At 43.4% G+C, this 16,754-nt stretch carries 15 protein-coding genes; 11 read left to right on the forward strand and 4 right to left on the reverse strand.

All coding sequences use genetic code 11. The annotated features are described in order from the left end of the window. Positions 1–10 precede the first annotated feature (10 nt). On the forward strand, positions 11–1,936 hold the full coding sequence (locus ACYTPF_RS11280) for an ATP-binding protein (RefSeq protein WP_461852261.1): 1,926 nt from the start codon (positions 11–13) through the stop codon (positions 1,934–1,936). Positions 1,937–2,038: 102 nt separating this feature from the next. After that, on the forward strand, positions 2,039–3,109 hold the full coding sequence (locus ACYTPF_RS11285) for a GGDEF domain-containing protein (protein WP_461852262.1): 1,071 nt from the start codon (positions 2,039–2,041) through the stop codon (positions 3,107–3,109). A 47-nt stretch (positions 3,110–3,156) separates the two neighbouring features. On the opposite strand, the gene ACYTPF_RS11290 is transcribed toward ACYTPF_RS11285, so the two are convergent. Next, positions 3,157–4,155, reverse strand: a complete 999-nt coding sequence (locus tag ACYTPF_RS11290; protein WP_461852263.1) for an NADP-dependent oxidoreductase — start codon at positions 4,153–4,155, stop codon at positions 3,157–3,159. Between the two features lie 414 nt (positions 4,156–4,569). On the opposite strand from ACYTPF_RS11290, the gene ACYTPF_RS11295 reads away from it, so the two are divergent. After that, positions 4,570–5,904: an OmpP1/FadL family transporter gene (locus ACYTPF_RS11295; protein ID WP_461852264.1), complete on the forward strand. Its 1,335-nt coding sequence runs from the start codon at positions 4,570–4,572 to the stop codon at positions 5,902–5,904. A gap of 100 nt (positions 5,905–6,004) precedes the next feature. On the opposite strand, the gene ACYTPF_RS11300 is transcribed toward ACYTPF_RS11295, so the two are convergent. Both ACYTPF_RS11300 and ACYTPF_RS11305 read right to left on the reverse strand, forming a co-directional pair. Beyond that, positions 6,005–6,889 (reverse strand): LysR family transcriptional regulator, encoded by an 885-nt coding sequence (locus ACYTPF_RS11300; RefSeq protein WP_269918414.1) that lies wholly within the window; start codon positions 6,887–6,889, stop codon positions 6,005–6,007. Between the two features lie 281 nt (positions 6,890–7,170). Beyond that, positions 7,171–7,614 (reverse strand): DUF2721 domain-containing protein, encoded by a 444-nt coding sequence (locus tag ACYTPF_RS11305; protein ID WP_118491429.1) that lies wholly within the window; start codon positions 7,612–7,614, stop codon positions 7,171–7,173. 323 nt (positions 7,615–7,937) lie between these two features. Here ACYTPF_RS11305 and ACYTPF_RS11310 point away from each other — a divergent pair, with 323 nt between their 5' ends. The 5 genes from ACYTPF_RS11310 to ACYTPF_RS11330 all read left to right on the forward strand — a co-directional run bounded on the left by ACYTPF_RS11310 (position 7,938) and on the right by ACYTPF_RS11330 (position 13,289). Next, on the forward strand, positions 7,938–10,007 hold the full coding sequence (locus ACYTPF_RS11310) for a TonB-dependent receptor (protein WP_461852265.1): 2,070 nt from the start codon (positions 7,938–7,940) through the stop codon (positions 10,005–10,007). A 185-nt stretch (positions 10,008–10,192) separates the two neighbouring features. Continuing rightward, positions 10,193–11,485 carry an NAD(P)/FAD-dependent oxidoreductase gene (locus ACYTPF_RS11315; protein ID WP_179984918.1) on the forward strand — a complete coding sequence of 431 codons (1,293 nt, stop codon included), beginning with the start codon at positions 10,193–10,195 and terminating at the stop codon, positions 11,483–11,485. A gap of 233 nt (positions 11,486–11,718) precedes the next feature. Then, positions 11,719–12,042 (forward strand): hypothetical protein, encoded by a 324-nt coding sequence (locus ACYTPF_RS11320; protein ID WP_461852266.1) that lies wholly within the window; start codon positions 11,719–11,721, stop codon positions 12,040–12,042. A 45-nt stretch (positions 12,043–12,087) separates the two neighbouring features. Next, complete coding sequence (locus ACYTPF_RS11325) at positions 12,088–12,651, forward strand: CBS domain-containing protein (RefSeq protein ID WP_269918417.1); 564 nt, start codon at positions 12,088–12,090, stop codon at positions 12,649–12,651. Positions 12,652–12,854: 203 nt separating this feature from the next. Beyond that, complete coding sequence (locus ACYTPF_RS11330; protein ID WP_179984916.1) at positions 12,855–13,289, forward strand: hypothetical protein; 435 nt, start codon at positions 12,855–12,857, stop codon at positions 13,287–13,289. On the opposite strand, the gene ACYTPF_RS11335 is transcribed toward ACYTPF_RS11330, so the two are convergent. Continuing rightward, a complete protein-coding gene (locus tag ACYTPF_RS11335) occupies positions 13,286–14,227 on the reverse strand; it encodes an alpha/beta fold hydrolase (RefSeq protein WP_269918418.1) in 942 nt (313 codons plus the stop codon). The genes ACYTPF_RS11330 and ACYTPF_RS11335 overlap by 4 nt on opposite strands. A 146-nt stretch (positions 14,228–14,373) precedes the next feature. On the opposite strand from ACYTPF_RS11335, the gene arfB reads away from it, so the two are divergent. The 3 genes from arfB to ACYTPF_RS11350 all read left to right on the forward strand — a co-directional run bounded on the left by arfB (position 14,374) and on the right by ACYTPF_RS11350 (position 16,692). Continuing rightward, entirely contained in the window at positions 14,374–14,790 is a 417-nt protein-coding gene (arfB, locus tag ACYTPF_RS11340; RefSeq protein WP_179984914.1) for an alternative ribosome rescue aminoacyl-tRNA hydrolase ArfB, read from the forward strand. Between the two features lie 126 nt (positions 14,791–14,916). Beyond that, the gene (locus tag ACYTPF_RS11345) at positions 14,917–15,594 is read left to right on the forward strand and encodes a hypothetical protein (RefSeq protein WP_179984913.1); all 678 of its coding nucleotides are present in this window, start codon (positions 14,917–14,919) and stop codon (positions 15,592–15,594) included. Positions 15,595–15,720: 126 nt separating this feature from the next. Next, entirely contained in the window at positions 15,721–16,692 is a 972-nt protein-coding gene (locus tag ACYTPF_RS11350) for a hypothetical protein (protein WP_461852267.1), read from the forward strand. The last annotated feature ends 62 nt before the right edge of the window (positions 16,693–16,754 follow it).

Genomic DNA, 16,754 nt, shown 5'->3' on the forward strand with positions numbered 1-16,754 from the left:
AGAAGTTAGTATGCGGATCAAATCAAAACTGCTAGTTATCTACATTCCAATTTTGTTAATTGGCATGGCACTTACTGGGTATTGGGCTTATTTAACAGCGTACGACTCGGTGCGCGAAAGGGAATATCAGCTTCTTACTCAAACCCTCACATTAAACGTGTTAGAGATCATTGATGAGAGACGAGAACTGCTCATTGAATCAGGCCTAGAAAATGTTCCCGTTTTTCGCGAGGCTTATCAAAAAGAAGTTTTTGAAGAGCTAAAGTCGCTACAGCAAGCAACAGATCGGCACTTTGCCATTAGCGATAAAAGTACAGGTACCGTCATATTTAGTACTACTGAAGGTGACGTTGTACTGAATGCAGAAAACGCTAACAGGGCGACAATAGCTAACCGGCGCGTAGCCTATGGCGAGTCGAATGTTAATGACATGGATGTGTTGTTTGCTTGTTCTGAATTCACACCTTGGAACTGGAAGGTTACGGTTCTACAACCCGCCGAACCCTTGCAATCCTCGCTGTTCACTATAGCGTGGCTAACCTTTTTGGTAACGCTGTTTGCTGTAGTTATCGTCAGCTTACTAATGGGTAAGGTAACCCAGGTGGTCGTTGTCTCTCCCATTGAGAAAATCAAATCAGCGGCAAGTCGCATCGCTGTTGACCATAAGAGGGTCAACATAGACTTAGCGCAAAATGATGAGCTAGGAAGTTTAGCGCGCGATGTTGAAGCCATGTCTGGTGAAATTGAGGAATATGTCGCGCAAGCCCAGCAGGCCAATCGCGCGAAAACAGATTTTCTTGCGGTAATGAGTCATGAAATTCGTACGCCACTAAACGGAATTCAAGGCTTAGCCACACTGCTTTTAGATACTCAACTTTCAGACAAACAGCATCAGTATGCCAGCGATTTGAAATCATCAGCATCTATTCTTGCTACCGTTATAAATGACGTATTAGATCTCTCTAAAATTGAGTCGGGTATGTCGGAAATTGACGTGACAGAGTTCGATCTCGATTCAATGCTGAACGACCTTATAACGCTGTTAGGCACAAACGCTAGTGCTAACAGTACCCGGTTAGTTTATAAGAGTAAGAACTTAGAGTCTGTGGCGGTAACTAGCGATATTACTAAACTACGCCAAATTATTATTAATTTGGTAAGCAACGCTATTAAGTTTACCCACAAAGGAACGGTGAGTATCTCGGCTAAACTTAAACAGCCTTCAACAGAAACTAAGGGTGATAACCGTTTAGTTATTGCGGTTAAAGATACAGGTATTGGTATTGAGCCAGACAGGCTAGAGCATATATTTGATAAATTTACGCAGTCGGATTCTTCTATAACGCGGAAATATGGCGGTACTGGGCTTGGCCTCGCTATTGCCAAGCAGTTAGCTCAGATACTTGGGGGCGATATAAAAGTCGTCAGCAAAGTGGGCGAAGGCTCATGCTTTACCGTTACTGCGAATGTTCAATCTCGACTTATGTCAGATTCATCAATTGAATCTTCCTCTGCTCGCAAAGCAAATGGCGCCAGCCTACCATCAGGCCTTAAAGTGCTATTAGCTGAAGATAATGCAATTAACGCAGTGGTAGCACAGGCACTATTAGAGCAGCTTAAATGTGATGTTGAACACGTTGATAACGGATTAAAAGCCGCTGCACGTGTTGAAGAAGGCGGTATTGATGTGGTTTTCATGGATGTTCACATGCCTGTTATGGATGGAATTGAAGCGACGAAACGCATCAGAAAGCTGAACGGTGAGCTCAGCAAAACGCCTGTTATCGGTCTCACCGCAGAAGCATTTAAAGAGCGCCATATCACATTTAAGCAGGCGGGAATGGACGACATAGTCACAAAGCCTGTCACCGTTGAAGCCCTGCAAGAAAGTTTGTTAAAACTGGCGCTAAGCCAAGAAGTCACTGATAATAGTTAAAGCAACGCTGTGTCAATGTGTTGCGTTTGTACAGCCAGTAGTAGCTGCCACCACTGGCTGTATTGAAATACTTATACAGGACTTTATTTATCAAGGTGACGCGTGCAAATCCACAGACCCAGTGAACAACGCAGGCTAAGAATAGCTCTTATTATTGGCGCTGTTCTGGTACTTGTATTCATGGCAGCTGATCTAGTGCTATTGCCTAGCAGTATGTACGAACTGTACATCTTTGACCGTCTACTTCTTCAATTCCCTATTATACTCATCGTTGTTGTACTGTCTTTTTGGCGCGAATTTATGCGGTATCGAGCGTACATATTTGCTGGCCTGCTTATTGCGCTTTCCTACAGCAACTATTGGTTAATATGGGTTTGCTGGGAAGAGCACAACTTTATTTTTCCTTACGAAGGCACCATCCTCTATGCATTCTTTTGTGTATTCGCGTTGGGTATCCCATTTAAGTTAGCAGCCTCAGCTAATGTCATTAATATCTTGGGTTTTTTAGGGTTAATGTGGCTAGCGCCGGTTTATGGAGACAGGGTTCCCATTTCAGCAGCTTTTGTATCAGGGTCACTATTTATATGCGTGTATGCTCGTTATAGGCTCGATCGTAGTGTACGCATGCTCAAAGAAACTAACGACCGCTTATTAAAGCTTAGCAAGTTCGACCCGTTATCTGACTTACTCAATCGACGGGCTCTGCGAGATCAAAGTGAAAAGCTGTTGGCGTTAAGTAAGCGCCATGACGTGTCGATGGCTGTATTAATGCTCGACCTAGATGACTTCAAAAAATACAACGATAGTTTTGGTCACCAGCAGGGTGATGAAGCAATAAAAGAACAAGCGCGTATTATGAAGCAAGTATTTAAACGGGAAACTGATATTTTGGGCCGCTACGGTGGCGAAGAATTCATTGTTGTTTTAAGCGATATCAGTAAAGAACAGGTTCAAAAGCATGCACAAACACTATTGGATAAATGGAAGCTTGCTCAATTAAAACATGCCGAGGGAGCAAAGCACCCTTTCATGAGCTGTTCAATTGGTGTTGCTTACGCCAGTAAAGTTAGTGAAATATCCATTGATTGGCTTATTGATGAAGCCGATAAAGTGCTTTATGAAGCTAAAGAAAAAGGTAAAGCACAGTATGTGGTAACAGAAGCACAGTGCTAGCGTTAACACTGTGCTCTTAATTAAAACTGTACTCTTCGTTTAAGAAATTACAGCTTAAGTATCATTTTTCCGGTGTTTTTACCTTCAAACAGCATATTTAAGCCTTTTTCGGCGTTATTTAAACCTTCAATGGTATGCGCACGGTACTTTATCTTTCCTTGCTGCACATAAGGTGTGAGTTTTTCTAAAAGCTTTGGAATTTCATCCCAATGGTCTGGCATCGCAAACCCACGAATATTAATGCGCTTCTTAATTAACGGGATCCAATTAGGACCTGGTGACGGCTCTTCTGATTGATAATCGGCAATCATTCCACACACAACAATACGACCATGGGCATTCATTCTGTTGAATATATGGTGCTGGATAGGTCCACCCGTATTTTCATAAAATACATCAATTTTATCTGGCGTGAGCTCTGCCAGTTTTTCTTCTAAGTCGTCAGTTTTATAATTAATTGCACCGTCAAAACCTAGCTCGTTAACAATCCAGTCGGCCTTATCGTCACTGCCCACAACGCCGATTACACGAAGCCCGTCTGCCTTTGCTAGCTGACCCACAATAGAACCTACAGAGCCTGCTGCACCTGTGACAATAAGTGTCTCGCCTTCCTTAGGTTCGCCAAAGCTATAAAGGCCTGTGGTGGCGGTTAAACCTGGCAGCGCAAATACACATAGTGCCATTTCTTCAGTAACACCTTGCTGAAGCTTGTTAAAGCCTGAGCCATCGCTTAGCACATACTCACTCCAGCCAGTCATGCCCATAACCTTGTCACCAACTGAAAAGTCTGGATTGTTAGACTCAACCACTTCGCCTACACCGCTAGAGCGCATAACATCGCCAAGCTCTACAGGAGGAATATAGCTTTCTCTGTCTTCACTCATCCAGCCTAGCATGGCAGGGTCTAAAGACATGTGGGTTTGCTTTATCAGAATTTGACCGTCTTTTGGCGTTGGTATTTCAAACTCTTTTGTTTCGAATAGATGAGGGCCAATTTTTCCATCCTCGGGACGCTTGACCAGCGTGATAGCTTTATATGTTGACATTGTATCCTCCTGTAACATGTGAAAGGTTTCTGGTGGTGTGCCTAATGATTTACCTTATGATTTGCCTAGTATTGAAACGCAATATGCATAGCTGAGATCACCCACCGATTGTAAAGATAGGGTGGGGCTTATTGTTATAAACACAACCAACATGGGTTCGTGCCTATAAAATTGAGCGAAAAATGCAGTCGGTGACAATAGTTGCTGGTGAAAGTGTTAAATAATCGTATTAACAATATCGTGATCTTTAGTTAACTTAACGTTATCAATGTTGTTTATAAATGCGTCGAAGTTGTAGCTAAAATTGTAAATAATGCGATAAAAGTGCGTAAATAACGTTTACTTGCATTGAACAAAACTACTCATATCCGTAGAATGCCTGCTGCAATTTTCCCCTATTACAACGAGTATCTTATGAAGCAACAGTTTTCTTTACGTGCCTCAGTTTGCTTAGCGCTTGCTACCTTAGCCTCTTCTTCTGCGCTAGCAGCTGGTTTCCAAGTTAATGAACACAGTGCAAACGGCCTAGGCCGTGCCATGGCAGGCCAAGCAGCCAAGCCTGAAAATGCCTCTATTTTAGCAACTAACCCTGCAGCAATTGGTGTATTTAAAGAAGCTGAATTCAGTGCATCAGTAAGCTTTATCGACCCAAATGTAGATATTAATGGCACCGCAACTTACGCGTTGGGTGAGACTGCTCTTCCTACTGATGCAGCCTCTCTCTCTACTTCAGCAACAGAAGATGATATTGCCGATACTGCGTTCGTACCTGGATTTTTCTATACCACACCAATTAATGAAAAATTTTCCGCAGGTGTTGGTGTGTTTACTACTTATGGTCTTCGCTCTGATTACTCAGACGACTTTGAAGCTTTGCCATTTGCAGATGAAGCAGAAGTCAAAAGTGTAACTTTCAACCCTGCAATATCATACAAAGTAAACGAACAGCTTATGGTTGGTTTCGGACTGAACGCAACCTACGCCGAAGCTGAAATTGGTTCAGGGGTTTCTGAGTCTCTGTCATTTGCCTTCAGTGCACTGGGCACTACTGTACCGGCAGGCGCTTCTCTTTTTAATCTAGAAGGAGACGATTGGGGTTACGGTTGGAACGCAGGAATATTCTGGCAGCCTACTGAAATGACTAATATCGCTCTTTCACATCGTGCAGAGACAAAACTTGAGCTAAGTGGTGAAGTATCTTCAGATTTGAGGGCAGCACTCAACCAAGATGGAAGCCTTGATTTGAATTTAGCTGCAATTACGGAGCTAGCCATCGATCAGAAGTTAAACGATCAGTGGTCTGTTCAAAGTAGTGTAACTTTCACTGATTGGAGCACTTTCCAAAAGCTTGAAGCTAATCTTGAAAGCGGTGATGATTTCCTTATCAAAGAAGAAAACTTCGACGATTCGTGGCGCGCATCTATCGGTGTTACCTACATTTTAAACGATGAGATTACTCTTCGCGCGGGCTATGCTTATGACGACGGTGTGGTATCGGTAGAGAACCGCTCACTAAGTATCCCAGACACTGACCGTCATTGGGTTTCTGGCGGTATGACTTACACCATGAGTGAAGACACCTCAATTGACCTTGCGTACGTATTTATTGATGGTCGTGAAGCGGACATCGATAAAAAGAGAACAATTGTTGAAGATGCAGTACCAGGCGCTGATTTTACTACCACATTTGTTGGTACTCAGTCAGCTACAGCACACATCTTAAGTGTTCAAATGAACACTCGCTTCTAAAACAAAGAAGTTAAGAGCAATAAAAAAGGCAGCGTTTTTACGCTGCCTTTCTCGTCTTAGACATCATATTTCCCCCGACTTATTTGCCACTAGTTGTTCATTAAATCTGAGCGAATAAATCTTGTAAGCAAGTTATCGCGGCGCTGATTTTGGCAGGCATAAGATCACGCTTCGGCGTAACCGCATAAACGGTATAGTCAGGCAATTCCCATTCTGTGAAAAGCTGCTTCATCTCACCTGATTTGAGTAAGTGTCTTACCTCTGGTTCAGGCAGTACGGCGTAGCCCAGATTATCTTGGGTAAGCTTAATCAACGTCTGCATTGAATTTACATCAATTCGCTGAGAATCTAATTCAAACTCGCCCTTGCTTTCATGCTTCATCACATAGTCTTCAATATGTCTGTGCACTATGTAGGCATGACCGTTTAACTCTTCTGGTGACGACAAGTTTTCACTAGCTAGTGGATGCTCAGTGGAAACACATAGAATTCGCTCCCAAGTAGCAAGCTTTAAACTACTAAAATTAGTGTCAGAAACGGGAGCAAAGCAAAGAACAAGATCGGCGCTTGAAGCAATAATATCTTTAGGTTCGTCGGTAACAGTCAATGATATTGTGATTTTTGGAAATTCTTCGCACAGCTTCTTTAATGGTTCACTTAGTAAGCCGCCACCAAAACCTTCAGGTGCGATAATGTTGATTTTACCAGTAGGGTCGTCTTGAAGGCTTTCAATTTTCTGTTGAGCCAGTTCCGCAGTTTGCAGCATTTGCTTGCTGGTGTCGTAGTATATACGTCCGGCTTCAGTGAGACTTAAGCTTCGAGTGTTTCGGTTAAAAAGGCTAAGCCCAATATCATGTTCGAGCTTTCGTAATTGTTGGCTAATTGCAGAAACAGTCATGTGTAGCTCGCGGGCTGCAACACTCATGCTACCGCTATCTGTCACCGCAATAAAAACCTGAAGAGAGCGAAGTAATTTAGTATTCATGGCGCAGTTAAATCCTTCTATTGGCCGAAATCTTGTAGGCCTATATTTGTAGCAAATTAACGACGTTAATGGGCGAATTTTACCTCAGTTAGACGTTAATGAGCGTTTTTAGCGGCGCTCTTTACTCAATACTTACATAAACAGTGCTTTCAAAATAAATTAAAGCCTTACGTAAGAATGAATCAAGGCGACTAGAAAAATTAAAAGCTCTCTAGTCGCCGATTTGGGGGGCTAGTTAACGTCAACTCTGCGCTAACTAGTTTAGGGGGGAGATAATGAAATTACCGGATAGTTCTGACTAAGTTTATAGTGTTAGTTGCAAGTTTAACTTCAACCAGAAATACAATAAGCGCACTGATTAGAAACATCATTGCTAAAATGAATAGCACTATAATTGGCGTTTTCAAATCAACCACCCAGAGTGACCCGGAAAACAGCGCCATAATAACTGTACAAACCATAAGCCCTGAAGCGACACAAAGCCCAATTGCCCAGTTTATAACTTTAACCCTGCGCCACAGTACTTTTATTTCTTTTTTAGAGCGGTCGACAATATGTGGGTCTGACAAGGTATGAATTTGTCTTTCTGCAACTCTAACCCTATCTGATATTCGCCCCAACCGAGACGACATAACGTTTAGGAACCCCGCAATACCGGTAAGTAAAAATACAGGGGCCACAGCAAATTCGATAAGCTGTGAAAGACTCGGAATAAGTGTGTCCAATGATTCCTCCAGCGAACATGGTTTTATTTTAGTGCAATGTTGTTTAACCAATTGCTTAACTTTTTCACAACGCGCTGCCTACTTATGTGCAGTATTTATGGCCGTGTGTAGTCATTAAGTAAGGTAACTACTCATTGCATTTACAAGGTTTTTAGCCAAGTTTATAGCAAAGGCAGCAAGGATTACGCCAAGGGTTTAATCACATAAATGGCTTAGTTGTCTGAACATTGCAATAGTTTATCGGTTTTTAACCCATTCTTTCTCTAATTAACGATACACTAGCCCTAATTGCTAAAACACATTTGTCATCATAAGGATAGATAATGCGCTTTGCCCCAAGCTTTCCACTTTCATTACTGACTACGGCACTATTGTCGTCTGCCGCTATCGCTCAAGAACCCAATGAAATAGAAAGGATAGAAACTACGTCTTCTCGTATACAGGGCAGTGTGAACGCTTCTGGCTACGCGGTATCGTCCATCTCAGAAGAAACCCTTTCACTGCTTTCATTTCAGCATATTCAAGAGTCGCTTAACTATATAGCGGGGGCAGGCGTACAGCGTGGTAACGGACAAGAGTATCTACCAGCCCTTCGTTCACCTGTATTAACCGGTGCAGGAGCATGCGGAGGCATTTTAGCAGCAGAAGACGGTATCCCGCTTCGAGCAGCAGGCTTTTGCAATATTAATGAGTTGTTTGAAGCCCATGGCGAGCTTGCTGAGCGTATAGACGTAATAAAAGGCCCGGCGTCAGCGCTTTATGGGTCTAATGCTATTCACGGTGTTATTAACGTAATCACACCAGATACTACGCAAGGCGACGGCTTGCTAAGCGCTGATTATGGCTCCTACGGCTTTCATCGCATTAAGCTTAAAGAAGGAAAAGACTTCGGTAGTAGCGGTGTGGGTATTGCGGCTAGTGTAACTCGCGACACTGGTTACAGGGATGAAGAAGGCGTTGACCAAGAAAAAGTTTCGCTTCGCCACCGAATTGAGTGGGATAACTCGGTTATTACAAGCGGCCTTACCTATACCCATTTAGATCAGGAAACAGCTGGATACATAGTTGGGTTTGAAAGTTATAAAGACACGCAATTAGCGAAAAGCAACCCTAACCCAGAGGCGTTTCGAAAGGCAGAAAGTTTCAGATTATGGAGTAAACTAGATACCACTTTTAATGGCGGTCACGCCCTTTCAATTACACCTTATGTGCGCAACCAAGATATGCGTTTTCGCATGCACTTTCTGCCTGGAAAGCCTCTTGAAACAAATGCCCAGCAAGGGTTTGGTGTACTGTCCCAATTCAACTACGTTATCAATGACAGCCTAAGCGCAGATGTGGGGGTAGACGTTGAATATACTGAAGGTGAGCTCACCCAATCTCAAGACAGCGTTACCGAAGGGTCTGTGTTCTTGATGGAAACCATACCCGTAGGTAAACACTATGATTATGATGTAGATGCTAGCTTACTTGCGCCGTTCTTTACTTTTAACTGGCAAGCAGAACGTTGGGCTATTTCTGCTGGCGGGCGTTTTGAATCCATGAAATACAACTACACCAATAATATGAACGTAGGTCGTGTACGTGAAGATGGCACCGAGTGTGGGTTTGGCGGCTGTAGATATTCCAGACCTGCAGACAGTGAAAACAATTTTGATAATTTCAGCCCAAAACTCTCGGTCCGCTATCAATTAAATGAGCAAACTCAGTTGTTTGGGGGTGTTGCAAGAGGGTATCGCGCTCCTCAGGCTACCGAACTGTATCGTTTACAGCGCGGGCAACTTGTAACGGATTTCGATTCTGTAACGGCTGACAATATTGAGGTGGGCATAACTGGCGTGCTGCCTGACGGTAGCTATACGCTAAGCCTTTACAGCCTGCAAAAAGACAATGTTATCTACCGCGACAGCGACTTTTTCAATGTGAGTAACGGCGAAACCTGGCATAGAGGAGTAGAGCTAGCTTTTGACCAAAAGCTAAGCGAGGCGCTGCGCTTAGACTTTGCTGGTACGTACGCAAGGCACACTTATGAACACAGTCAACTTTCAGGTGAGCAAGACATCAAAGGCAATGATATCGACACTGCGCCCAAGCTTCAGTTTAACGCTCGCTTAAGCTTTGATGTGTCGAAATCGATACAAACTCAATTAGAGTGGCAGCATGTTGGACGCTATTTTACCGACGCTGAAAACCTAAACGAGTACGAAGGGCATGATTTAGTGCATGCTCGCGTGAGTTACAGTGTGAGTGACGATATTACGCTGTATGCCCGGGTGGATAACCTATTTGATACGGACTACGCTGAGCGCGCTGATTTTACCAGTTTCACTGGGCCGCGTTATTTTCCTGGACGCCCTCGAAACTACATGATTACGGCGTCCTTTGACTTATAAATTTAAATAGATATATGTAATAGATAACTATTAGTCCCAAAAATACAGACTATTGCCGTGATCCGCTTGTACCCCACGAGCTTCAGGCGTAGTCTGTAGCCATCAGCATGGGTTTCAGTCATGCCATGTATAGCGCTTTTAACGGCAAGGCGGTATAGGTGGAATGATTGTTAATAGGTATACCCATGCAAAAAATAGTAATTGTTGGTGGCGGTGCTGGTGGTCTTGAATTAGCCAGTCGCTTAAGCCGCACCCTCGGGAGAAAGAAACAAGCCGAAATTACCCTTGTCGACCGCAGTCGAACCCATATCTGGAAGCCGCTCTTACATGAAGTGGCAGCCGGTGTAATTGATAAACATTCAGACGGTGTGGACTACGCAATTCACGCTGCGGCTCATCACTATCGTTTCCAATTAGGTGAAATGTGCTCGCTTAATGCGCAAGCGCAAACCATAACCTTGTCCCCTTTAATTGACGAAGAAGGTACACAGGTTTTACCTGAGCGGGAAATACAATACGACCAACTCGTATTAGCCATAGGCAGTGTGAGTAACGACTTTGGTACTCCAGGGGTTGCAGAGCATTGCTACTTCTTAGATTCACTTAGGCAGGCTGAACGCTTTCATAGAGCGCTTCTTAATCAGCTTATCCGAATCAATCAACAAGAAGACAAAGACGCCAAAATTAAAGTGGCTATTGTTGGTGCGGGGGCAACGGGCACTGAGCTGGCAGCTCAGCTTCACCACGTAGCGAATTTGTCGAAGGCTTATGGCATGCCAGAGATGTCTGCTTCTCGTCTAAAAATTTCTATAGTAGAAGCGGGCGATCGAATTTTACCGGCACTGCCTGAGCGTATAGCGAACTCTGCAAGAAAAGCGCTGCATAAGCTGGGTGTAGATATCAAAGAGCAGACCATGGTCGCTGAAGCCGATGCTAAAGGGTTAATCACCAAAGACGGTGGACGGATAGACGCTGACTTAATGGTGTGGGCCGCAGGCGTTAAAGCGCCAGACTTCATAACAAAGCTTGAGCTTTTTGAAACAAATAGAGCGAACCAGATCCTTGTTGATAAGCAGCTTCGCAGTACAACGCAGCAAAACATCTGGGTGTTGGGTGATTGCTGTGGCTTCCAGCAAGAAAATGGTAAGTGGGTACCGCCTCGGGCGCAGTCGGCTCACCAAATGGCAGATATTGTTGCACATAATATAACGTCGCTATTTACCCAAAAAGACACGAAAGACTTTACCTATAAAGATTATGGGTCGCTGGTTCATTTAAGTAAGTACAGCACGGTCGGAAGCTTAATGGGCTCGTTATCTAACAGTAGTATGTTTATTGAAGGGCGCTTAGCTAAGCTGGTATACGTCTCTTTGTATAATATGCACCAATTTGCGGTACACGGGAAAATTAAAGGCGCCCTAAAGCTCCTTGTCAAAAAATTAAGTCAGGCCATCAGTCCTAAGCTAAAGCTTCACTAATCGCCGACATACAAGAAAGCCCCGAAGTTGGGGCTTTTTTAATACTCATTTTACTTCAATCGCTTTTTCAAAAAACCGTTCGAGCGTCTAGTCTGTAAAAAAGCATCGTTTAATGGTCGATAAAATACGCTAAACCCCTCTACTAAATGCGTTAAATACTCTTATAGTTTAAATAGGAAGTTTGAGAAATAGCTTCTAGCTTTACCTTGTTTTATTGGTTGAGGACGTACCCTTTGCGCGTATCATACGTTTTGCTGGCTTTTATGTTGCCAGCGCTATTTTCATCACTAATTACCGTCTCTGTTTCGGGAGAGGAAAGAAGTGTTCGAAATATGGCGAGCCAAGGGAATAGCGCCAGTGAGCTTTCAACCCTTATTAGCAACTGTGAAAGCGGTACTTATGAAATATCTGATGATGATATTGATGATGGCCTTCCAGTATTTAATATTATTAACAGCGTTGAGAAATATCGCTTTTCGGCCAAGACAACAGTTGATGCAAACGCCTCTAACAAGCTGCGCGCTAACATCATTCGAGGACCGCCTTCTTTCACTTAATCACTTAAAAAAACTTATTTTTTTACTTTTGATTAGGAGAAAGGTATGCACGCCTTAAATCTATATAAAACCGAATCTATTGATACACTGGCATGGCCGGTTGTTGAAAACACTATTACCGTTAATTCATCTGCCATGGCTGTTTTCACAGACTTTAAGCAGCACCTACCACATGTTCTAGATGCCCGAACACCCGCGACAAAAGTAGAGTCGATTATGCGTCAATCTCATGTTCGTATGATGCTGGTGGTGAACAGTGAAAATCGTTTCATTGGGATTATTACCAGTCATGATGTAGGTGAACAGCAAATCATACAACGTTTAAGCGAGCTTAAAGTTAAACGCGAAGAATTAACGGTTCACGATTTTACGCGCCCTAAAACCTCGCTCATGTCTTTTGACTATACAGAGCTAACGCATTCATCGGTGGGGGATGTGATAGAGACGCTTAAAGATTATGGGCAACATCACTGCTTGGTGATGGACAGGGACAGTCACGAAGTTCGGGGTGTTATCAGCGTGAGTGATATTGCTAGAGAGCTGCGCTTGCCGCTAGATATTCAAGGGCGCCCTACATTTGCAGAACTAATCACTATTCTTGCTGCGTAAATTTTAATTATCCATTGTTAGCCCACTCTTTTACTACGTGTTGTATAAACAGCACGTAGTAAACCTTGCCTCAATTATCGGTCGCAACTTTTTTGTCTTTCGCGAACTGGTACGCATTTCGCGAAATTGGTACACATTTCGCACAATATCGCATAGTTAGCAAAACATCTTGTTGAGATTGTTTGATGAAACGAGGCGAAATTATGAATAGATCACCATTCCCTACCAGTGTAGTAACCAAAGCATTCACTTGGGCTTATCAAGAACTTGGTTTAAATATCAAGCAAGCCTCTGAAATAATGGGTATTTCTCCTTCGTCACTGGCACAAACCACATTGCTTGGTTTTGAAAGCGGTACCGCAGAGTATCGCAAGCAACTTGCATTTATTCGTATGTATCATTTACTCATTTCATTGTCAGAAGGGGACAGTGAACAAATGAAAACTTGGTTTAGTAGCTACAATATTACGCTTGAATCGAGTCCTCTTGAAATGTGTAAGGAATACGATGGTATTGAGCGAGTAGCTGACCAGTTGCGTAAATTGAAACAGTCTGAAACTGGTAGAGGAAGCGCACTGACTGTTGTTGAGTTCTCTCACAATGCTAACACTTCAAAAATGGGCGCTATGCTTCATTAGTCTACCTGTCGCGATTTACTGTCAATCTCGATAATAAAGTCTGCACAGGTTTGCGCCTGAGTGATAGGTATCATGTGCCCTGCGTCAGGAATTACTTTCTGTACAGCCGAGTCTATTGCCGAAGTGACAGCTTCAATATGCTCATTTGGCTTTAAAATTGTGTCTTTTTCTCCATATAAGACGCCTACAGGACATTGAATTTTACCGTAGGATGACTGTTGTCTATGCAAACTGCCTTGTGCTGAAACAGTATCTCGGCTTCCTTCATAAAAACTGCGAGAATGAAGCGCAAGCAACCCGCCTCCTTCAACAGAGAATGAGATAGGCACAGGTTCTGGATGAAAAATCTGCGCAACTTGTTTTCTACCGAGCTTTGACCTTAGTGGGCTGGCAATGGTTTTAGCTACACTATTGCGCACAAATTCGTTGGGTATGTAAAGTATTGAAAGTGGGCCGGCACCGCCTTTAAGTGGCGTGGTCAATGGGCAAAGCAATGATACAGATTCAATGACGTTAGGTGCATCAATTGCCATTCTTAATGCAATACCGCCGCCCATTGAGTGACCCGCAATACTCGCTTTTTCAATGCCTTCTTTTGCCATCCATTCTAATATCATTTTACTTTGCTGCTCAAAGCTGGCTGATGTGTTTTTATATCGGCTAGAAAAACCGCTACCGGGGCGGTCAACAGAATAAACCGAGTAGCGCTGCGCGAGGGTTTTGGCTAATTCATTAAAATTGTTACTATTGCCCAGTAAGCCGTGGATGAGTACAAGTGATGGCCCATTTCCTTGTTTTTGCCAGTGAATAATTCCTCCCTCGACAGGAGTAAGTTTTCCCGAGGGCCTAAACGATGACTCGATGCTGCTATCCATTTTTGCAGTAAACCAAATAAGACCTACAAAGATACAAGTAACGATAAGTAAAGTAGTCAGCATGTTGTGTTTCCAAGGTAGGGGAGAAATTAACCTATCGGGTTACCTTTTAACGGTCAAGTAAGCGATGAGTTATAGTCGCAAGTCATTAGCGTTATGAAGACGCAGGAAAAATAATACGTCATCCCACTAAAAATATAGGAACTGATATGGAATTACCGATAACTCGCTCTATTTCGATAGATGAGGGCGAGGCCGATCTTCAGGCTATTCGCGCTCAAGGTAGCGGCGGGCAAAACGTTAATAAGGTAAGTAGCGCAATACATCTGCGATTTGATATCAATAAGTCGACGTTACCCGATAAGCTTAAAGCCAAATTACTGAATGCAAAAGATAGTCGCGTTACTAACGAAGGCGTTTTTGTACTTAAAGCACAAAATTTTCGCACTCAAGAACAAAATAGAGAAGATGCATTAGCGCGTCTTGTCGCGTGGATAAAGGCGGCAACCGTAGAACAAAAGCCGCGTATAAAAACTAAGGTAAGCCGAGCAGCTAAAGCCCGTCGTTTAGATGTAAAAAAACAACAGGGCGCGAAAAAATCTATGCGTAAGAAAGTGGAATTTTAAGCAAAACTAATCTAAAGTATAAAGCCTGTTAGATGTCATTTCGCAAGACAACGGAAAATTCTTACAATAACAAATGAATGTGTCTTGTGCTTGTGCTAATTATTGGAACTTAGGGAAGCATACAAAGTGACGCGTTCGAACGTAATTCCTATGGTGCTATTTGCAGCCATAGTAGTTTCGCTTGGGATTAATACACCGCAAGCCGCAAACGAGATTATTGCTCGTTTGTTTAATAAATCTATTTCTAATACCGAACTACAGCCTTCACAGGCGGATATTGATCGTTTTCAGTCTATTCTCACCGACAAGTCAGAAAAAGAAGTACGCGATATTTTGGCGCAACGAGCGCTTGGTAATAAAATTACCGAATCTGTACTGTCGGATTTCGCAAATAGAAACGCCATAGAGCCTAACGACAGCGAAATTCAGTCTGCTTATTCCGTTATTAAGCTATGGACCGTTGACTTAGATAGTGATGGCACTTATCAAGATGAAGAACTAGAGCGCTACCGTCTTGCAATGGCTGAAGGTATGGCAAAAAGCTGGAAAGTATCTAAAGCGCTGTATGAAGCCTATGGCGGTGATGTGGTGTTTCAACAGGATAATCCTTTAACACCTGTAGGTGCCTACCAAAAACTGTTTGAGCAGTATCGAGAACAAGGTGAGTTTGTCATTTACGACCCAGTCTTCAAAGCCGCGTTTTGGAGTTCGGTAAAAATGAAATATGCTAAAACCTACGACCCCGAAAATATAGATTACTCTCTTCCCTGGTGGGAAAAGAGCATGACTGCTTCAGAAAAATAGCTTTTATAAAGCCCTGTTTTTACAGGGCTTTTTTTGTTCTTCGCAAAAAAGCATCTCCCCCAACGGAATAAAACCTTTCGACTAATCGTTATCTCAGTGTCCCTTATGAAAAACGGAGATAATCGGATGAAAAAGTTAAATACTGCAATTGCATTGGCTTTAGGTATGGCGTCAACGTCAGTGTTGGCTCAAGAAACAACCTTTTCGGCAAATACTTCAGCTAATGCTTCAACGTCAACATCGGTTTCTGTAACAAACGGTGCAAACACGCAATCTGCTGTGCGATCAAGTACGCAGACATCGGCACAAGGCGAAACAGTTACACAAAGCCAAATGTCTACCGAAAGTTCAGCTAACGCTAGTGGGCAGCTATCGATAAGCCAAACAGGTAATGACTTATCAAGCGGACAAGAATTGAATCAAGCGCCTGAAGCCGGTAACGAAGCCAATACTGAAGAAAGCACTGGAGGTAGCTCAGATCAAGCCACGGCAGGTGAACTAGCACAAACGACTACTTCAAACACTAGCTTCTTAGCAAATAGCGCTCAACAGTTGTCTACAAGCGTCGCATCTTCACTGGTTTCTAACTCGCAAGCTTCTCTTGAAGGCGTTGTTTTAGCGACATCAGACACGGCGAATACAATGACAGCATCGGTGGCAGGAACGCTTACGGGTAATGTATCTGGTTCAACATCAGTTCTTCCGTCAGCGTTAGGCACTATTGAACCGAATTCAGAACCAGAAGGAGAAGTAGAAAACACTGCAGCAAGCATGGCCTCTGGAACCGTTCAAAACGCGGTAGAGGGTACCGTGAACAACACGGTAACGGGTTCGGTAACCAATACTGTAACTGGCACTGTCGCTACCGCTGTCGATGGGGCGATTGCTGCAACGGTAGCAAGCAATGTAGGCAGCACGGTCGAGAGCACGGTAGGAAATACGCTAGGAAATACTGTAGAGGGCACGGTAGGGAGTACAGTCGAGAGCACGGTAACGAACACTGTAGAGAGCGCAGTAGAGGCATCGGTAGCAAACACTGTAGAGAACACAGTAAACGACAACGTCGCTTCAAATATCTCGGGTGCGTTGGGCCTTTAACCTATGGACCTAAACCGTTAGGGGGAGGGAGAGCTCTCCCTCCTGACTTCCTCGCACGACCC

The organism is Alteromonas sp. HB246098 (assembly GCF_054890645.1).

Excerpts from the sequence above, each read along its gene's own strand:
- ACYTPF_RS11280 (WP_461852261.1), top strand. The coding sequence starts at position 11 with ATGCGGATCAAATCAAAACTGCTAGTTATCTACATTCCAATTTTGTTA.
- ACYTPF_RS11290 (WP_461852263.1), bottom strand. The coding sequence starts at position 4,155 with ATGTCAACATATAAAGCTATCACGCTGGTCAAGCGTCCCGAGGATGGA.
- ACYTPF_RS11295 (WP_461852264.1), top strand. The coding sequence starts at position 4,570 with ATGAAGCAACAGTTTTCTTTACGTGCCTCAGTTTGCTTAGCGCTTGCT.
- ACYTPF_RS11300 (WP_269918414.1), bottom strand. The coding sequence starts at position 6,889 with ATGAATACTAAATTACTTCGCTCTCTTCAGGTTTTTATTGCGGTGACA.
- ACYTPF_RS11310 (WP_461852265.1), top strand. The coding sequence starts at position 7,938 with ATGCGCTTTGCCCCAAGCTTTCCACTTTCATTACTGACTACGGCACTA.
- ACYTPF_RS11315 (WP_179984918.1), top strand. The coding sequence starts at position 10,193 with ATGCAAAAAATAGTAATTGTTGGTGGCGGTGCTGGTGGTCTTGAATTA.
- ACYTPF_RS11325 (WP_269918417.1), top strand. The coding sequence starts at position 12,088 with ATGCACGCCTTAAATCTATATAAAACCGAATCTATTGATACACTGGCA.
- ACYTPF_RS11330 (WP_179984916.1), top strand. The coding sequence starts at position 12,855 with ATGAATAGATCACCATTCCCTACCAGTGTAGTAACCAAAGCATTCACT.
- ACYTPF_RS11335 (WP_269918418.1), bottom strand. The coding sequence starts at position 14,227 with ATGCTGACTACTTTACTTATCGTTACTTGTATCTTTGTAGGTCTTATT.
- arfB (WP_179984914.1), top strand. The coding sequence starts at position 14,374 with ATGGAATTACCGATAACTCGCTCTATTTCGATAGATGAGGGCGAGGCC.
- ACYTPF_RS11350 (WP_461852267.1), top strand. The coding sequence starts at position 15,721 with ATGAAAAAGTTAAATACTGCAATTGCATTGGCTTTAGGTATGGCGTCA.